This window comes from Agrobacterium sp. LR_9 (assembly GCF_041954855.1).
Lineage (GTDB): Bacteria > Pseudomonadota > Alphaproteobacteria > Rhizobiales > Rhizobiaceae > Agrobacterium > Agrobacterium leguminum.
In genome coordinates, this window is record NZ_JAVAYA010000011.1 from 152,385 (window position 1) to 167,540 (window position 15,156).

A 15,156-nucleotide genomic window follows, 5' to 3' on the forward strand; every position below is an offset into this window, starting at 1 on the left:
CCCGGCTGACGGGTGAGTTCGTCAAATTGCGGAGCGGCGGTACCGGTTACGCTCCTGCTCAACATCTTCCGGCGCATAAGGTCTCGACGCCTCGTCGAAGCCCGTCCAGCCCTGTTCGCGATAGGCCGCGCGGCGTTCCGCAGGGTCGACCCAGCCCTGCCGCTTGAGCACGGCCTCGGCCTCCGGCACCAGATTATCTTCCACGCGGGCGGTGACCAGCGTACCGCCCCTGCGAACCCCTTCGGCGTAAAGATTGGCATCCTCTTCGGAAACGCCCGAGCGAGTCATGGCTCCGATAAGCCCGCCGGCCGCGCCACCGGCAACGGCGCCGCCCGCTGCACCGACCGCTGTTGCGGCAAGCCAGCCCGCTGCAACCACCGGCCCCACGCCCGGGATCGCCATCAATCCAAGCCCCGTCAGCAGACCGCCCGCGCCACCGACAAGCGCACCGATGCCGGCACCTGTGCCTGCGCCCTCCGCTGCGTTGGAATCGGAATCCTCTCCATGCCGCCTGTCGGCGTTGCTGCCGACGATGCTGATATCGCTTGACGGCACGCCCGCTCTTTCCAGTTCGGAAACGGCGGCACTTGCATCGTCATAGTCGTCGAAAAGTCCGGTTACGGTTCTCATGTCACTTCTCCCAAAATCCTGCGCGCCTCACTTGGCGACGACGTTGCCCTGATAATCGAGCGCTATGGCCACGGTCTTACCGCCTTTCACGCCCGATGCCATCCACACACCCTTGTCGTCTTTCGTCAGGTCCTTGACCTGCGTGTACCCGGCCTCTTCCATCCTCTGTTTGGCCTGCGCTTCAGTGAAGCTATTGGCGCCCTCCACCGGAGCCGTCGGATTATTGGCGCCCGGTGTCGCGACAGCCGGCTTATCGCCACCCGGATTGGCGGTTGGGGTCTGCTGGGCGAAAGCCGACAGCGCACCGCCGCCTAGAAGCAACACAACGAAAACAGTTTTCTTCATGTGGATTTTTCCTCCGCTAGGATCATGGATTGCGAGCCTCCCTTTCGGGAATTTCCTCCGAGAGACGGGAAACCCATCTCGGGCCGGCATGAACGCCTCTCGAACAAACCGACATGCAGAGAGTTCCGAAAATAATTATCGGCAGGGGAGAATGCCGCCTCACATGATGATCGCCTTACCCGCGACGCCGGACGGGGCATGGTGAGGAGTAGCAGCCGTTTTATACGACGTCCTTGGCGGAAAAGCCGGCAGGGCCGCCCTGATTACGTCAGTCCTTGTCGCCCGGATATTGACTGTTCTTAAGGAGCAGAGCCAGGTGCACCGAGTTGCGCACAAGCATGCTGACCATGGTTTTAACGGCTTCCGGCGTTTCATCGAGATCGACGAAATTCTTCGAACCCATTGCTTCTCCCACCCAGTAGGCAACCGCATTTGCGGGAATAGTGAAGCCGACATCATTCAGGGCCTGGAAAAGTTCCGCCGAAACATGGTGAGCACCGTCTTCATTTCCGACGACCGCCACCGCGGCGACTTTCCCATAGGAAACCATACGCCCCTGCGCGTCGGTCTCGTCCAGAAAGGCATCCATGCGCTCCAGCGCTCTTTTGCACACGCTCGAGGGCTGTCCGAGCCATATCGGCGTTCCAATCAGAATAATATCGGCTGCAACGATCTTTTCACGGATGGCCGGCCAGGCGTCCCCCTCGCCTTCATCGGACGTAACGCCGGCCTTGATGTCATGATCGGCAAGCCTGATCGTCTCGGTTTGCACATCATGATTGCCGAGTTCCCGAAGGATCAATGTCAGCAGTTTTTCGGTCGACGACGGCTCTGCCGAGGTGGAAGACTTGAGTGTCGCATTCAATGCTAAGACCTTGAGAGACATAATAGCTCCTTCTGTCAGCGGGCTTTGCCGCATGTTGGTGTAGGTGACTATGTCCCGGCGACAGGAGACGGCCACGGCCGCCGCCAGCTGGCAAACCGTCTGACCTAACGCCGGGAAAGCAGTCGCGCCATGGCGTGATGTGGAGGTGGCTTCTCGCCTTCAGGTCCGTTTTCCTTTTCCAGCCGGGCGCGAATCTCCTCGATTTCTTCTTCCGTGAGATGCTCGATCCCGATAAAATCTGCGCGTGCCTGCTCCACGGCTCTCAGGAGTTCGTCCAGCTTTGCTTCCATCGCTGCAGAATCCCGGTTCTGCGAATTCTGCACGAGGAAAATCATGAGGAAGGTGACAATGGTGGTGCCCGTGTTGATGACCAGTTGCCAGACCTCCGAAAAGCCAAACAGCGGCCCGCTTACTCCCCAGACGATGATCGTGCCAAGCGCGACGACAAACGCAGTGGGCGAGCCTGAAAAGGACGCGGTACGGCTGGCAAAAAGGGTGAAGAACTTGTTCATAGCGTGCTGCACCTTACCGCTGACGCCGATTCCGGCGCAAAAACGCAGCCGTCATATTGTCTAAGAGCGTCGGCTCGACAACGTGCGCTACATTTAGGTTGGCACTAACAAAGGAAAAAGCAGATGGTTCCGAGGTTAGAGGCCAGACGGAAGTGAGCAGCCTCCAACTTCGCTTATGCATTAGGACAAAGCGGGACGAAGTTAGCTTAACGCTTGTCGTTATTTCATAAGTCCCGAAACACAAAAAACCCCGTCGCGGGTGCAACGGGGTTTTGTTTTGAAACTGGCAAACATCCAATTGATCAAAGACTTATCCGCCAGGTTTAGCTTTACGATCTCGCGGGATGCTGGTTTGAGGAAAGATTGGAGATGAGCATGGCCGTCGAACCAGACAGTGTGGGTGTGCACTTCCCTCCGCCCTTCATCTATCTAGGAGCGCCGCTGTTGGGGTTGGCGGCAGAGCATTTCGTCGCACGCTGCGCTCGTTCGACATCGACTGGCGGCTGGTAGTTGTGAACGCTGCTTTAAACCCATGTCGGTCCGAGCGCGCGCTAACATATTCTCGCCAGTGCGACTGACCGCTGCAGTGGACGTGGCGGTCGGCGCGACTGTGGCACCCGTCAGTCATGACGATAGATGACATGAAGTTTCTGAATTCCGTACGCCCTACTTTCTGCTTGTGGTGCGCGAATTCCGCGAATGCTTACAGCCTGGAGAGCCCAAACGTCTTCCTGATGCCGCTATCCAATGCCTTGGCTGGAACAAACCGCTTCAGGCGACTGAGAAGCGTAGCCTGTTTTCCAACCGGCCTGCGCATTTTGTGAGGACCTGTGATTGCCGCCATGATTTCGGCAGCAACAGTCTGCGGACTGCTTGACGTCTTAATGGCGGAAAGAACGGCCTCATTGGATTTGGCAAATTGATGGGCGTAGTCGTCAATGCGGGTCTCCGTCTGCTTCGCATTGACATCAAGACTTGTCCTCGTGAACGTTGGCTCGACCAGGACGGAGCGAATGTTGAATTGCCGAACTTCATGGTCAAGCGTTTCAGATAGTCCCTCCAGGGCATGCTTGCTGCTGGCATAAAGGCCCATATAAGGTGCGGGGAGGAAGCCGAGGACCGAGCTGACATTGACAATCAGGCCGGAATTCTGCTGCCGCATCGCAGGCAATACCGCTCGTATCATGCGCAGTGGGCCAAAGAGATTGGTTTCAAAAAGGGCCTTCGCCTCATCGTCCGACGTGCCTTCGACCGGCCCGACAAGAGAGACGCCTGCATTGTTCACCACGACATCAATCCCACCTGAACGGGACAGAACCCAATCGACGAATTGCCTAACCGACTCGTCATTGTCCACATTGAGACGTCCGTACTCGACACCAGGAACCGGTCCACTTTTGTCAGGATTGCGCGATCCTGCAAATACCTTGAACCCATTCTGTGACAGCAACCTCACGGTCGCCTGCCCTATACCGGAGGATGCTCCGGTCACCACAACAATCTTGTCTCTCGACATCTACGCTCTCCAAAATTAGCGTTGGATTAGAAATCAATTTAGATTTCGTTTGTAATCTATAAATCCGTTAGATTGCAAGCGAAATAAAACGCATATGCAGAAATTGAGGAGGCGGATGGTCAGTCCACACGACACGTGGGTGAATCGCCTCGACGCGGGAAACATCGGTCGAGTTAATACGGCGGTTCTTGCCTGAGGAGTGACAGGTGTGACGGATGCTTATGCCATCAAGTCACGCCGTTCGCCTGTCCGCTGGTGGATTGCCCAGTGCACGCTGGAACGCGGATCGTTGCTCGCCTCTTTCGACGTAGTCCTGCAAGCCCGGACTATCCAGCAGAATATCAGAGTGCTTAAGCGGCCGCAGTACGCTCACCATCATGAGATCACCGGCGCTGAACTGAGCCCCCTCAAGCCACTCTTTCCCTCCAAGCGTATCGCCCAGTTGCTGGAGCCGTTGACTGAGATATCCGACGCTGCCAGACGCGATACAGGGCTCGATCGTGTTGACGGCTGCAAACATCCACATGATGGAGCGCGAGCGCGCATTCGCTTCATCCGGAAGGAGGCCGGCGAAACGCTGTGCTATGTGAAGCACAATCGCACCGGATTCGAAAAGAATGAGATCGCCCTCCTGGTAGATCGGCATCTGGCCGAACGGCTGCATTTCCAGATATTCGGGGCAGCGCATCTCGGAAAAAGTCAGATGCCGTAGAGTGTAAGGCTGGCCGACTTCCTCGAGAGCCCACCTGACGCGCATATCCCGGTGATATCCTCTACCCCCATCCGGAGGATATTTGAAAATGGATACGACGGGGTTCATGTAAAGACTCCTCATTGGCAGGATTGAAGCGGGACGAAGACATGGCTTCCGAAACGGCCCTGTGGGCACACAAACCAGGCCACTCTCGCCAAAGCGGCATGACCCCTCCGCAGCATCCTCTGCTGCGGAGGTGCGGGTTGGCTATTCCGCAGCAAGCGAATGTTGAGCTGTTTCCGTATTCCCGTGCTCCGTTGGATGCACTTCTGCCTTGGGCGGCTTGATGCGGAACCATGCAGCATAGAGTGCCGGCAGGAAGAGCAGGATGATGAGCGTGCCCACCGCCGTGCCGCCGATAAGCGTGTAGGCCATCGAACCCCAGAAAACGGAATGCGTCAGAGGAATGAAGGCGAGGACCGCGGCAAGCGCTGTCAGGATGACGGGCCTCGTTCGCTGCACCGTAGCCTCAATCACGGCATGATAGTCGTCCAGACCCGCAGCCTTGTTCTCCTTGATCTGCTCGGTGAGGATCAACGTGTTGCGCATGAGGATGCCCGCCAGGCCGATAAGACCCAGGATCGCGTTAAACCCGAAAGGCTGGTTGAACAGGATCAGGGTCGGCACGACGCCTGCAAGACCGAGCGGTGCTGTCAGCATCACCATCGTCATCGTCGACAGGCTGCGGACCTGAAGGATGATGACGATCAGGGTCGCTGCGATCATCAGTGGGAACACCTTCACCAGAGCCGTATTCGCCTTGAGTGATTCCTCGATATTGCCACCCATCTCGATTGTGTAGCCAGCAGGCATAGATGCAATGAGCGGCTGAAGAGCGGTCATCACCTGTTGCGAAACCTCCGGCGGTTGGGTCGCCTCGTTAATGTCGGATCGGACCGTCACCACAGGCGTTCTGTCACGACGCTTGAGGATCGGCTCTTCGAAGCGCACCTCCGTGTGGCCGATCTGATCGAGCGGGATCGCACGGCCGTCTCTTGTCACGAGCGAGAAGTCGGCTAGCCTTGCAGGATCGAGGCGGATTTCACCGGCACTTCTCGCCACGACAGGAACGTTTCGGATGTTCTCACGAACTTGCGTCACGGGAACACCACTCAGCAGGAGCTGTATCTGCTGGGCAGCCTCGGCGGACGACATGCCGATGAGGTTCAGGCGATCCTGATCAGGAACGAAACGGACGACGGGTGTGCGGTTACCCCAATCGCGGTTGGCATTTCTGACGTCAGGTACAGAGCTCATGAGAGCAAGTGCCTGCTCGGAGATTTTGTACAGCTCTTCCGAGTCCGGTCCTTTGATCCGAAACTCGACGGGGAATGGCGTGTAGGGGCCAAAGACAAGTTGCGTGACGCGCACGAATGCCTCGGGCGCCAGCCCTTGCGCAACGGCTTCCCGCAGACGAAGTTTCAGCACCTCACGCTCATGGGCGTCGGATGTCAGCACAACGATCTTCGCGAAGGCAGGATCGGGCAGTTCGGGCGCCATGGCGAAGAAGAAGCGGGGCGCACCCTGGCCGATGTAACTGGTCGCGATCTTCGCTTCGGGCTGCTGCTTCAACCAGGCCTCGAGCTTCTTGACCGTGGCGGTCGTCGTTTCGATGCTCGTGCCTTCTGGCATGCGGACTTCGACGAGAACCTCAGGGCGGTCCGATGTGGGGAAGAACTGCTGCTTCACTGCACCCATCCCCACGACCGAGAGCGCCATGACGACGCCGACAATGGCGCAGGTCAGGAACTTGTGCTTGACGGTGAATTCGATCGCGCCGCGCAGGCGTCTGTAATTCGGCGTATCGTAAATCGCATGATGGCCACCTGCTACCGGCTTGATATCGGGCAACAGCTTTACGCCGAGATAGGGCGTAAAGATCACCGCCACGAACCAGGAAACGATCAGCGCGAAACCGACGATCCAGAAGATATTGCCCGCATATTCACCGGCTGCAGAGGCGGCAAAACCGACCGGCATCAGGCCGATAACGGTCACAAGCGTGCCCGACAGCATCGGTGCGGCAGTGTGGCTCCAGGCATAGGCAGCCGCCTTGATGCGGTCCATGCCCTCTTCCATCTTCACGACCATCACCTCGATGGCGATGATGGCGTCATCGACAAGCAGGCCAAGTGCCAGGATCAATGCACCGAGCGTGATGCGGTCGAAGAAGCGCCCCGTCTCGAGCATGATGATGAAGACGACAGCCAGCGTCAGCGGAACGGCCAGAGCCACAACGATGCCCACCCGCCAGCCGAGCGCAATGAGACTGACGAAGAGCACCACGCCGAGGGCCATGGCGAACTTCACCATGAATTCACCCACCGCCGCATCAATGTTGACAGCCTGATCGCTGACCTTCGTCAGCGTTATGCCAAGGGGTAACGACTGTGCGATCCGGCTGGAGCGCTCCTCGAGAGCCTTGCCAAGCTCCAGACCATTCCAGCCCTGTTGCATGACAACACCGAGCATGATGGCCGGCTCGCCGTCATGACGGATGACATAGCTTGCCGGCTCCTGATAACCCCGGCGTACCTCAGCAATGTCGGAAAGCTTCAACGCGCGGCCGGAAGCGACGATGGGCGTATCAGCGATAGACTGAACACTGTCATAGGCACCATCGAGACGAATGAAGACCTGCGGACCCTGCGTATCTATTGAGCCAGCGGGCGTAACGGTATTGCGCCGTTGAAGGGCTGCGGCAATGTCCTGAGAAGATATGCCGAGCGTGGCGAGCTTCTCATAGGAGAACTCTACGAAAATCTGCTCCGGCTGTTCGCCGAGAATATTGATTTTCTTGACGCCGGGAACATGAAGCATGTCCTGCCTGATCTTTTCGGCCTCCCGGACGAGATCGCGCATCGGCATGCCCTGCGCCTTGAGAGCGTAAAGGCCGAAGCTGACGTCGGAATATTCGTCGTTCACGAACGGTCCCAGAACACCCTGCGGCAGGTTTCTGGCTTCATCGCCGAGCTTCTTGCGCGCCTGATAAAATTCTTCGGCGACGGCGCTTGGCGGCGTATTGTCCTTGAGCGTGACGGTAAGATAGGCGAAGCCGGGGCGCGTCGTTGTCTCGACCCGGTCGTACCAGGCCAATTCCTGAATGCGCTTCTCCAGCGGCTCGGCAACGAGATCCTGCATCTCCCGCGCGGTTGCGCCCGGCCAGACAGTCGTGACCGTCAACGTCTTGATGGTAAAGGAGGGGTCTTCAGCGCGTCCCAGCTTGACGAAGGCATAGACGCCGGCAAGCGACAGAAGGACGATGAAGAACAGCGTCACGGCGCGTTCGCGAACCGCAAGGGCGGACAGATTGAGGTTCATCAGTTTGCCGCCTCTTTTGTACCAACGCTGGTGCGAACTTGCGCTCCATCCTTCAGAAGATGTGCGCCAAGCGCAACGACCGCCTCTCCCGGCTTGACATTAGTGACGACCACATTCTCTTCGCTCACCCGCTCCACGTTCACATCACGAAACTTCACGACGGACGATTGCTGATCGATCACCCAGACGCCCGTCCGCGTCCCGTCATCCAACAGAGCGCCTATCGGCAGTTCGGCATGATTCTGCACATCCCTGTTCTCGATTTCGATGGTGACGGTCGCTCCCAGGGGCGCATTTGCAGCCCCCCCTTCAAGCACCCAGCGCGTTTCATAAGTGCGGGTCTGCTGATCGGCAGAATCGGAGATCTGGCGCAGCTTGGCCTTCTCCACATTGTTTCTGCCGTACACCGAGGCAGAAGCCTGAACCCCGATTTCAGGGCGCATGGTTTCGGGAAGCCAGACAATGGCTTCGCGCGGACCTGACTTCGCGAGCCGGACAACCGGCTGCCCGGCGGTTACCACCTGGCCCGGTTCACCGAGCGTCTCGACAATGGTTCCATCTGCATCGGCAACAAGAACCGTATATTGGGCCTCGTTTTCAGCAACATTCGCCTCAGCCTGAGCGGCGGCCAACTGTGCCGTCGCCGTATCCAGCAGGGCCTTCGATCGTTCATATTGCTGCGTCGAGGCAGCAGAAGTCTTCACCAGCACGGCAAAGCGTTTCTCATCGGCTTTCGCTTGAACAAACGTCGCCTGTGCTGCGATGACAGCGTTTCGCTTGGCGGTCAGAGCAAGGCGAAGATCGGTCTCGTCAAGCCTCATCAATGGCTGGCCAGCGCTCACCTGCTCCCCGACGTCGACGAAACGTTCAACGATCTTTCCGGGAACGCGAAAGCCGAGATTGCTCTGGACCCGGGCGCCAACGGTTCCGGTAAAGCTGCTGCTCGAATTGCCAGGGAGCCTGGCCGTCGCGAGGTTGACCAGTGGTGCCAAGGTCCGGGGATCGGCAGCCTTTGCCTCTGGTGCCTGCGCCGGAAGCAGCAGTGCTGCGGCTCCGCCTGCGGCCAGCGCCAGCACTGCTGCTGCAGTGACAACAAGTTTCCGTTTCATTTCATCGTCCCTTCTTGACGGCCCGTTCAAAAATATTAGATTGCACTCTAACTCTAAAAGACATATAGATGTCAAATGAAATCTAATTGGAGGTCCACATGAGAGTGAGCCGCGTACAGGCAGAGGAAAACCGCGAGAGGGTGATAAACGTCGCCAGCCGGTTGTTTCGAGAGCATGGTTTCGACGGGATCGGCCTGAAAGACCTGATGAAGGGTGCAGGCCTCACCCAGGGTGGATTCTACAAACAGTTCGCATCGAAAGACGATCTTGCGGCGCTCGCATCACGGCGTGCTCTCGAGAGCGCCACGAGAAGGTGGTCTGATGCCGCAGCAGACACGTCAGATCCCCTGGAGTCGATCATCAGCTTCTATCTCTCCAAAGATCATAGCGGCGAGAAGGCAGAAGGATGCCCGCTTGTTGCTCTCGGCTCCGACGCGGCGCGTCAAACCGCCGAAGTTCGGCGCCCGTTTGAAGATGGTATCCGGGCGCATTTCGAGGTGCTCGAAGAACTCATCGGAGAGGGCGACGATAGAGCTCGAAGCGGAAAAGCCATGGCAATATTGTCCATGATGGTCGGTGCGGTGACGCTGTCGCGTATCATCGAGGATGAACTGCTGTCGACGAGCGTACTCGACGCGGCAGCGAGCGAGGTCCGGCGCATTGCTGGCCGCGATCGCAGCGACTAACAGACCGTTTTTGGATATTCGTCGCCGGTAGCTGTCACGGCTCAGCCGAATCCGCACGCGTATCAGGCGAGTATAGCGCAAACCGCATGTCCCAAGTTCACGACCGGTCATTCGGTCGGACGCCGAAGGCATGCCAAATTTTTGATCATAGACAGGTGGAATGCAAATGCGTCGTGTCGTTGTCACGGGAATGGGAGCCGTCAGCCCCCTTGGTGCAAATGTCGATATCTCCTGGTCTCGGCTCCTTGCTGGCAAAAGCGGGATCCGTCGGCTGGGTGATGACATCGTCGGGGATTTGCCGTCAAAAATCGGAGGCGTGGTCCCTTCTCTGGCAGACGATCCTGAAGGAGGATTTGATCCTGACAGGACCCTGTCCTCGAAGGATCAACGTAAGGTCGACCGTTTCATCATCTTTGCGCTGGCAGCGGCGGAAGAGGCCCTTGCGCAGGCGAACTGGAAGCCAGCTTCCGAAGAAGAAAAACTGAGAACGGCGACAATCATCGCATCCGGCATCGGTGGCTTTCCCGCGATAACGGAGGCGGTGCGTACCGTCGACCAACGCGGCGTGCGCCGCCTCTCGCCCTTCACCATTCCATCCTTTCTCGTGAATCTCGCTGCCGGACAAGTCTCTATCCGGCATGGCTTTAGAGGCCCGCTGGGAGCCCCGGTGACGGCATGTGCCGCCGGCGTTCAGGCGATTGGCGATGCAGCGCGACTGATCAGATCCAATGAAGCCGACATTGCGGTTTGTGGTGGAACCGAGGCCTGTATGAACATTGTCAGCCTTGGTGGTTTCGCAGCGGCAAGATCACTATCGACAGGCTTTAACGAAACCCCGGCCAAAGCGTCACGTCCCTTCGACACCGCGCGCGACGGCTTCGTTATGGGCGAAGGCGCAGGCATCCTCGTCATTGAAGCCCTAAGCCACGCCCTTGCTCGTGGTGCGACGCCGATAGCAGAACTCGTTGGATATGGAACGACCGCCGACGCCCATCATATTACCTCCGGGCCGGAAGATGGAAGCGGCGCCCGCAGGGCAATGCAAATCGCCATCGCGCAGGCTGGTATCGCGCCGCACGACATCGGCCATCTGAACGCACATGCGACTTCGACCCCGGTTGGAGATCTCGGAGAGCTCAGAGCAATCAAGAGCCTGTTCGGCCAAAGGAAGTCGATCGCTGTCAGCGGCACGAAGTCGGCGACGGGGCACCTGCTGGGGGCAGCCGGCGGCCTTGAGGCTATTTTTACGATCCTGGCGCTCCAGCACCAGATCGCGCCCCCGACCTTGAATCTCAGTTCACCGGACCTTGAAGCCAATGGCATCGACTTTGTCGCAAACGATGCCCGACCCCTCGATGTTGAATATGCGATATCCAATGGCTTCGGCTTCGGTGGCGTCAATGCCAGCGCAGTGTTTCGACGCTGGCCGAGGAGAGGCAATCGTACGCCATTAGCTGATTAACCCCCGCGGGTGATCCCCTTTGAACAAAGTCTCCACCAGGACGCTCCCACCATGCAACCAACGACTGTCGTTTCACCGCCCGGCATAACGCTCCTCAAGCCAAGGATTGCCGTCATCGGCGTCGGCGGTGGCGGCGGCAATGCTGTCAACAACATGATCGTGCACGATCTCGAGGGCGCGGAGTTTATCGTTGCGAACACCGATGCACAGGCTTTGTCCATGTCAAAAGCGCCACGGCTTATCCAGCTTGGCCCGACCGTCACGGAGGGACTTGGCGCCGGATCATTGGCCGATATTGGACAGGCGGCCGCCGAAGAGTCGATTGACGAGATTATGGATCACCTCCACGGAACCCATATGTGTTTCGTGACGGCGGGCATGGGGGGCGGAACGGGAACAGGTGCCGCACCCGTTATCGCCCATGCTGCGCGCAAGGCAGGCATACTGACGGTCGGCGTCGTCACCATGCCCTTCACATTCGAAGGTACCCAGCGAATGCGAACAGCGCGGCAGGGAATCGAGCGTCTTAGTGAATGCGCAGACACGGTGATCGTCATCCCCAATCAGAACCTGTTCCGGATTGCCGATGCGAAGACGACCTTCGCGGATGCATTCGAAATGGCAGATCATGTGCTGCATGCCGGGGTCAGTTCCGTCATCGATCTGATCGTCAAGGAAGGATTGATCAATCTCGACTTCGCCGATGTAAGGTCAGTCATGCGTGACATGGGCCGTGCTGTCATGGGCACGGGCGAGGCAACGGGAGACGCCCGCGCCCGACATGCCGCCGAGGCAGCGATTGCCAATCCGCTGTTCGATGAAGCGTCCGTCATGGGAGCAAAAGGCCTTCTCGTCTCGATCTCAGGCGGACCGGACATGACCCTTTTTGATGTCGATGAAGCGGCAACACGTGTTCGCGAGGAAGTCGATGACGACGCCAATATCGTGGTCGGCGCGACATTCAATGACGCGCTTGAAAGGCGGCTGAGAGTTTCAGTCGTCGCCACAGGTTTGAGGCAACCGGCAGAGGTGATCCGCCTTTCGGAGCGAATGGCGTGATGTTCGCTCATACTTTGGGGCCCGCAAGCGCCGATTTGTAAAATTGATGGCCATGGAGATTTGAAATGTTGAAGCGTTTTCGAGAAAAATGGCGATCGTGGGAAGATGCCGTCCTGAGTATCGACGATCCGCAGGGAGACTACCTCATCGCGCTGGAAAAACGGCTGGCCCGCCTGGAGACCGAAGTGGCTGGATTAAAGGCACAGCCCCACAAGGAGGTAGTGCGGGAAGACGGCGCCGAAAATAAGGGGTGATGGCTGTATCCTTGCACTTATCTACCGGTCGCCCGCGCGGCCTATGTCAAGCGCACGCTGTCGATAGCTCGCTAAGCATCCGGCACAGGCTAAGAGTATTCTGCTTGCCGCCAACCTTTTTCATCAGCGCGTCTCCAAGTTCCTGAAGACGCTCAAATGCCATTGCAAGCCGAGCGCTCCCGTTGTCGGTGAGCAGAAGCCTTCGTGCCCTGCGATCATCCACATCCACGGACATCGTCACCCAGTTCTTTCTCACCAGGGGTTTTAGATTTGAAACGACGGTTGAGTGGTCAAGGCCAAGAAGTAGCGAAACCTCCGATATTCGAGGGGAACCTGCTTCACCAATCGCTGCAAGAAGAAATATCTGCTCTGCCGTTAGTCCTGTGGAGCGCAATGCATCGTTGATCTGGCGAGAGATGATGCGGTTTGTCCGCTGCACGGCAAAGCATAGATTCCCGACAAGCGGGTTTTCCACCATTTCAGCTTTTATCGATCCTTGAAACATTGGTTTTGAACACCTGCACGGGCTCCGGTCTCGCGCTCGGAAGCGATATTTTAGATTGCGAATGAACTCTATATAATTTAGATTTCGAAAACAATCTATTTTCAAATTCTGAGAACCGGTTGCGAGCCCATGGCCTTGGGAGCGGAGCAGAGCCTCGGAGAGCTTTTTAGGATCAGCCATGGCCGATATGCCTGACAGCAAAAATTCTCATGTCTCAACAATTTCACAGAAGACACCACGTGGAATTCTTCAGGGACCAATCACGCCCACACTGTTTCGGTTGGCATTGCCCACGGTCGTCGTTCTCGTGGTCCAGACCTTTGTTGGGGTCGCGGAAACCTACTTCGTCAGCTTCCTTGGGACCGAGGCTTTAGCGGGCGTGACCCTCGTCTTTCCGGTCCTCATGCTGATGCAAATGATGTCGAATGGCGGGATTGGAGGGGGAGTTTCCTCGGCTGTGGCCCGAGCGCTGGGAGCCAACCGCTACGCTGATGCCGATGGGCTTGTCTGGCATTCGATTGTTCTGGCCATAGTATTCGGAGCTATTTTCTCAGTCGCTGCAATCCTTCTTGGACCTGCGCTCTACCGCTCAATGGGAGGGACTGGAGAAACCCTTAAGGCCGCCCTCCTCTATTCAGGAATTGTGTTCGCAGGCTCCATTCCCATCTGGATCACGGCTTTGCTTTCGGCAGCCCTGCGGGGCGCTGGCAACGTGAACGTGCCTGCCCTCGTCATCATCTCCGGCGCGTTCCTTCTCCTCGTCTTGTCCCCGCTGTTGATTTTCGGCTGGGGCCCCTTCCCGCAGCTCGGCGTGGCAGGCGGAGGCGCTGCGGTCTTCATTTATTATCTCACCGCGGCACTGGTGCTTGCCCTATACCTGCGCTCCTCAAGCAGCCCGCTAAAGTTCAAAATCGTTCCGCTGCAAGGTCGACTGTTCAAGGACATTCTGGGTGTCGGCCTGCCTTCCGCAGTCGGCACGATCCAGGTCAATCTGACGGTTACGTTTGTAACGGCAGCCGTCGGCCACTTCGGCGCAGACGCAATTGCGGGGTTCGGCATCGCATCGCGGCTAGATTATCTGCAAATCCCCATCATCTTCGGTCTTGGAACCGCTATCGTCACCATGGCTGGGATTAATATCGGAGCGGGTCAGATCGAACGCGCCCGCCGGGTCGCCTGGGTTGGCGCAGGTATCGCATTCGGCCTCACGCAGACAATCGGCATTCTGGCCACTCTGTTCCCCATGACCTGGATGAGATTATTCACGGCGGACCCGGATGTGCAGCAGCTAGGCTCCCAGTATCTGCAAATTGTCGCACCGGCTTATGGTGCAGTTGGATTGGGACTGGCGCTTTATTTTGCAAGCCAGGGACTGAAGCGTGTTTTACTCCCGGTTCTTGCCGGAACAGTCAGGATGATCCTGGCAGCTTTCGTCGGGTGGGCTTCGGTGATCTGGTTTCAGGCAAGTCTCAATTCCCTTTTCCAGATCGTGGCGGCCGCGGCGATCGCATACGGGGGACTGACGGCCCTCGCCGTGCTTCCGCGCCGGATGTTCCATCTTGGCAGGCAAGAGAACGCTCAAACTGCCGAGTAGAGACGTCGAGTGCCAGAAGATCGCCATCGCATCAGGGCAGCCTTAGCTGCCAATATCGTCAATCGGGTTTGGGACGCTGCCTAAGATGTGTGGCCTGCGCTCGCCTTCGGTGATGATGGCGTATTCCCGTTCAAACTTCTTGGCTGCTATGGCAAAGGTCGCCTCGGTCTTGATCAAACCCGCCAGCTTGCCGCGCAAACCGAGATACCAGTCCTCGGCAAGGGACTTGGCCTGCTCGAGCACCCGTTTCCTTGGTGCTGGTGCGATACTGCTGGCCTTTGAGAGAGGCGGAGCAATGCCAGGTGAGGCCCCCTCGCCGGTAGACGTTGACCTTCCCACCGAGGATTTCATGACTTGCCACGCCTGCCTCCGTTCCCTTTTCAGTTGTTTCAAGAGGATGGAATCACCGGCATAGGGGAATAGTCAAATGAGAGGCCGGATTTGTGCTTGAGTTGTGCTAGCCCCAAAACGCACGAAAGCCCTCCACAATGGGAGGGCTTTCATGTTGAATTTCTTTGTAATT

15 protein-coding genes and 1 pseudogene are annotated in these 15,156 nt (G+C 57.8%); 6 read left to right on the forward strand and 10 right to left on the reverse strand.

Translation table 11 applies throughout. From position 1 onward, the window contains the following. Positions 1-21 precede the first annotated feature (21 nt). The 4 genes from RAC79_RS14785 to RAC79_RS14800 all read right to left on the reverse strand — a co-directional run bounded on the left by RAC79_RS14785 (position 22) and on the right by RAC79_RS14800 (position 2,373). On the reverse strand, positions 22-630 hold the full coding sequence (locus RAC79_RS14785) for a general stress protein (RefSeq protein ID WP_080820180.1): 609 nt from the start codon (positions 628-630) through the stop codon (positions 22-24). 27 nt (positions 631-657) lie between these two features. Further along, on the reverse strand, positions 658-975 hold the full coding sequence (locus tag RAC79_RS14790) for a PepSY domain-containing protein (protein WP_174039654.1): 318 nt from the start codon (positions 973-975) through the stop codon (positions 658-660). A gap of 268 nt (positions 976-1,243) precedes the next feature. Beyond that, on the reverse strand, positions 1,244-1,861 hold the full coding sequence (locus RAC79_RS14795) for a flavodoxin family protein (protein ID WP_174039670.1): 618 nt from the start codon (positions 1,859-1,861) through the stop codon (positions 1,244-1,246). A 104-nt stretch (positions 1,862-1,965) separates the two neighbouring features. Continuing rightward, complete coding sequence (locus RAC79_RS14800; protein ID WP_078051580.1) at positions 1,966-2,373, reverse strand: low affinity iron permease family protein; 408 nt, start codon at positions 2,371-2,373, stop codon at positions 1,966-1,968. Positions 2,374-2,748: 375 nt separating this feature from the next. Between RAC79_RS14800 and RAC79_RS14805 the strand changes: the two are divergent. Next, positions 2,749-2,900: pseudogene (locus RAC79_RS14805) on the forward strand (isoprenylcysteine carboxylmethyltransferase family protein); the annotation flags it as partial. 176 nt (positions 2,901-3,076) lie between these two features. On the opposite strand, the gene RAC79_RS14810 reads toward RAC79_RS14805, so the two are convergent. From RAC79_RS14810 to RAC79_RS14825, 4 genes are all read right to left on the reverse strand, one after another. Continuing rightward, entirely contained in the window at positions 3,077-3,889 is an 813-nt protein-coding gene (locus RAC79_RS14810; RefSeq protein ID WP_174039655.1) for an oxidoreductase, read from the reverse strand. Between the two features lie 232 nt (positions 3,890-4,121). After that, positions 4,122-4,709, reverse strand: a complete 588-nt coding sequence (locus RAC79_RS14815; RefSeq protein WP_174039656.1) for a glutathione S-transferase family protein — start codon at positions 4,707-4,709, stop codon at positions 4,122-4,124. Between the two features lie 141 nt (positions 4,710-4,850). Next, on the reverse strand, positions 4,851-7,964 hold the full coding sequence (locus RAC79_RS14820) for an efflux RND transporter permease subunit (RefSeq protein WP_142844998.1): 3,114 nt from the start codon (positions 7,962-7,964) through the stop codon (positions 4,851-4,853). Next, a complete protein-coding gene (locus RAC79_RS14825; RefSeq protein WP_135398151.1) occupies positions 7,964-9,073 on the reverse strand; it encodes an efflux RND transporter periplasmic adaptor subunit in 1,110 nt (369 codons plus the stop codon). The genes RAC79_RS14820 and RAC79_RS14825 overlap by 1 nt, the downstream gene beginning before the upstream one ends. A gap of 98 nt (positions 9,074-9,171) precedes the next feature. Between RAC79_RS14825 and RAC79_RS14830 the strand changes: the two genes are divergently transcribed. The 4 genes from RAC79_RS14830 (at position 9,172) to RAC79_RS14845 (ending at position 12,534) form a co-directional block, all read left to right on the forward strand. Further along, positions 9,172-9,759, forward strand: coding sequence for a TetR/AcrR family transcriptional regulator (locus tag RAC79_RS14830; protein WP_044460126.1), 588 nt, complete (start codon positions 9,172-9,174; stop codon positions 9,757-9,759). A 166-nt stretch (positions 9,760-9,925) separates the two neighbouring features. Then, positions 9,926-11,221 carry a beta-ketoacyl-ACP synthase II gene (gene fabF, locus RAC79_RS14835; protein WP_174039657.1) on the forward strand — a complete coding sequence of 432 codons (1,296 nt, stop codon included), beginning with the start codon at positions 9,926-9,928 and terminating at the stop codon, positions 11,219-11,221. A 51-nt stretch (positions 11,222-11,272) separates the two neighbouring features. Beyond that, on the forward strand, positions 11,273-12,280 hold the full coding sequence (ftsZ, locus tag RAC79_RS14840; RefSeq protein WP_174039658.1) for a cell division protein FtsZ: 1,008 nt from the start codon (positions 11,273-11,275) through the stop codon (positions 12,278-12,280). A gap of 65 nt (positions 12,281-12,345) precedes the next feature. Continuing rightward, the gene (locus RAC79_RS14845) at positions 12,346-12,534 is read left to right on the forward strand and encodes a hypothetical protein (protein WP_174039659.1); all 189 of its coding nucleotides are present in this window, start codon (positions 12,346-12,348) and stop codon (positions 12,532-12,534) included. A gap of 46 nt (positions 12,535-12,580) precedes the next feature. Here the strand turns inward: RAC79_RS14845 and RAC79_RS14850 are convergent, their stop codons facing one another. Next, the gene (locus RAC79_RS14850; RefSeq protein WP_174039660.1) at positions 12,581-13,039 is read right to left on the reverse strand and encodes a MarR family winged helix-turn-helix transcriptional regulator; all 459 of its coding nucleotides are present in this window, start codon (positions 13,037-13,039) and stop codon (positions 12,581-12,583) included. 178 nt (positions 13,040-13,217) lie between these two features. Here RAC79_RS14850 and RAC79_RS14855 point away from each other — a divergent pair, with 178 nt between their 5' ends. Continuing rightward, positions 13,218-14,633 carry an MATE family efflux transporter gene (locus tag RAC79_RS14855; RefSeq protein WP_211412034.1) on the forward strand — a complete coding sequence of 472 codons (1,416 nt, stop codon included), beginning with the start codon at positions 13,218-13,220 and terminating at the stop codon, positions 14,631-14,633. Between the two features lie 42 nt (positions 14,634-14,675). Here the strand turns inward: RAC79_RS14855 and RAC79_RS14860 are convergent, their stop codons facing one another. Next, positions 14,676-14,876 (reverse strand): hypothetical protein, encoded by a 201-nt coding sequence (locus RAC79_RS14860; RefSeq protein ID WP_174039661.1) that lies wholly within the window; start codon positions 14,874-14,876, stop codon positions 14,676-14,678. Positions 14,877-15,156: the final 280 nt, after the last annotated feature.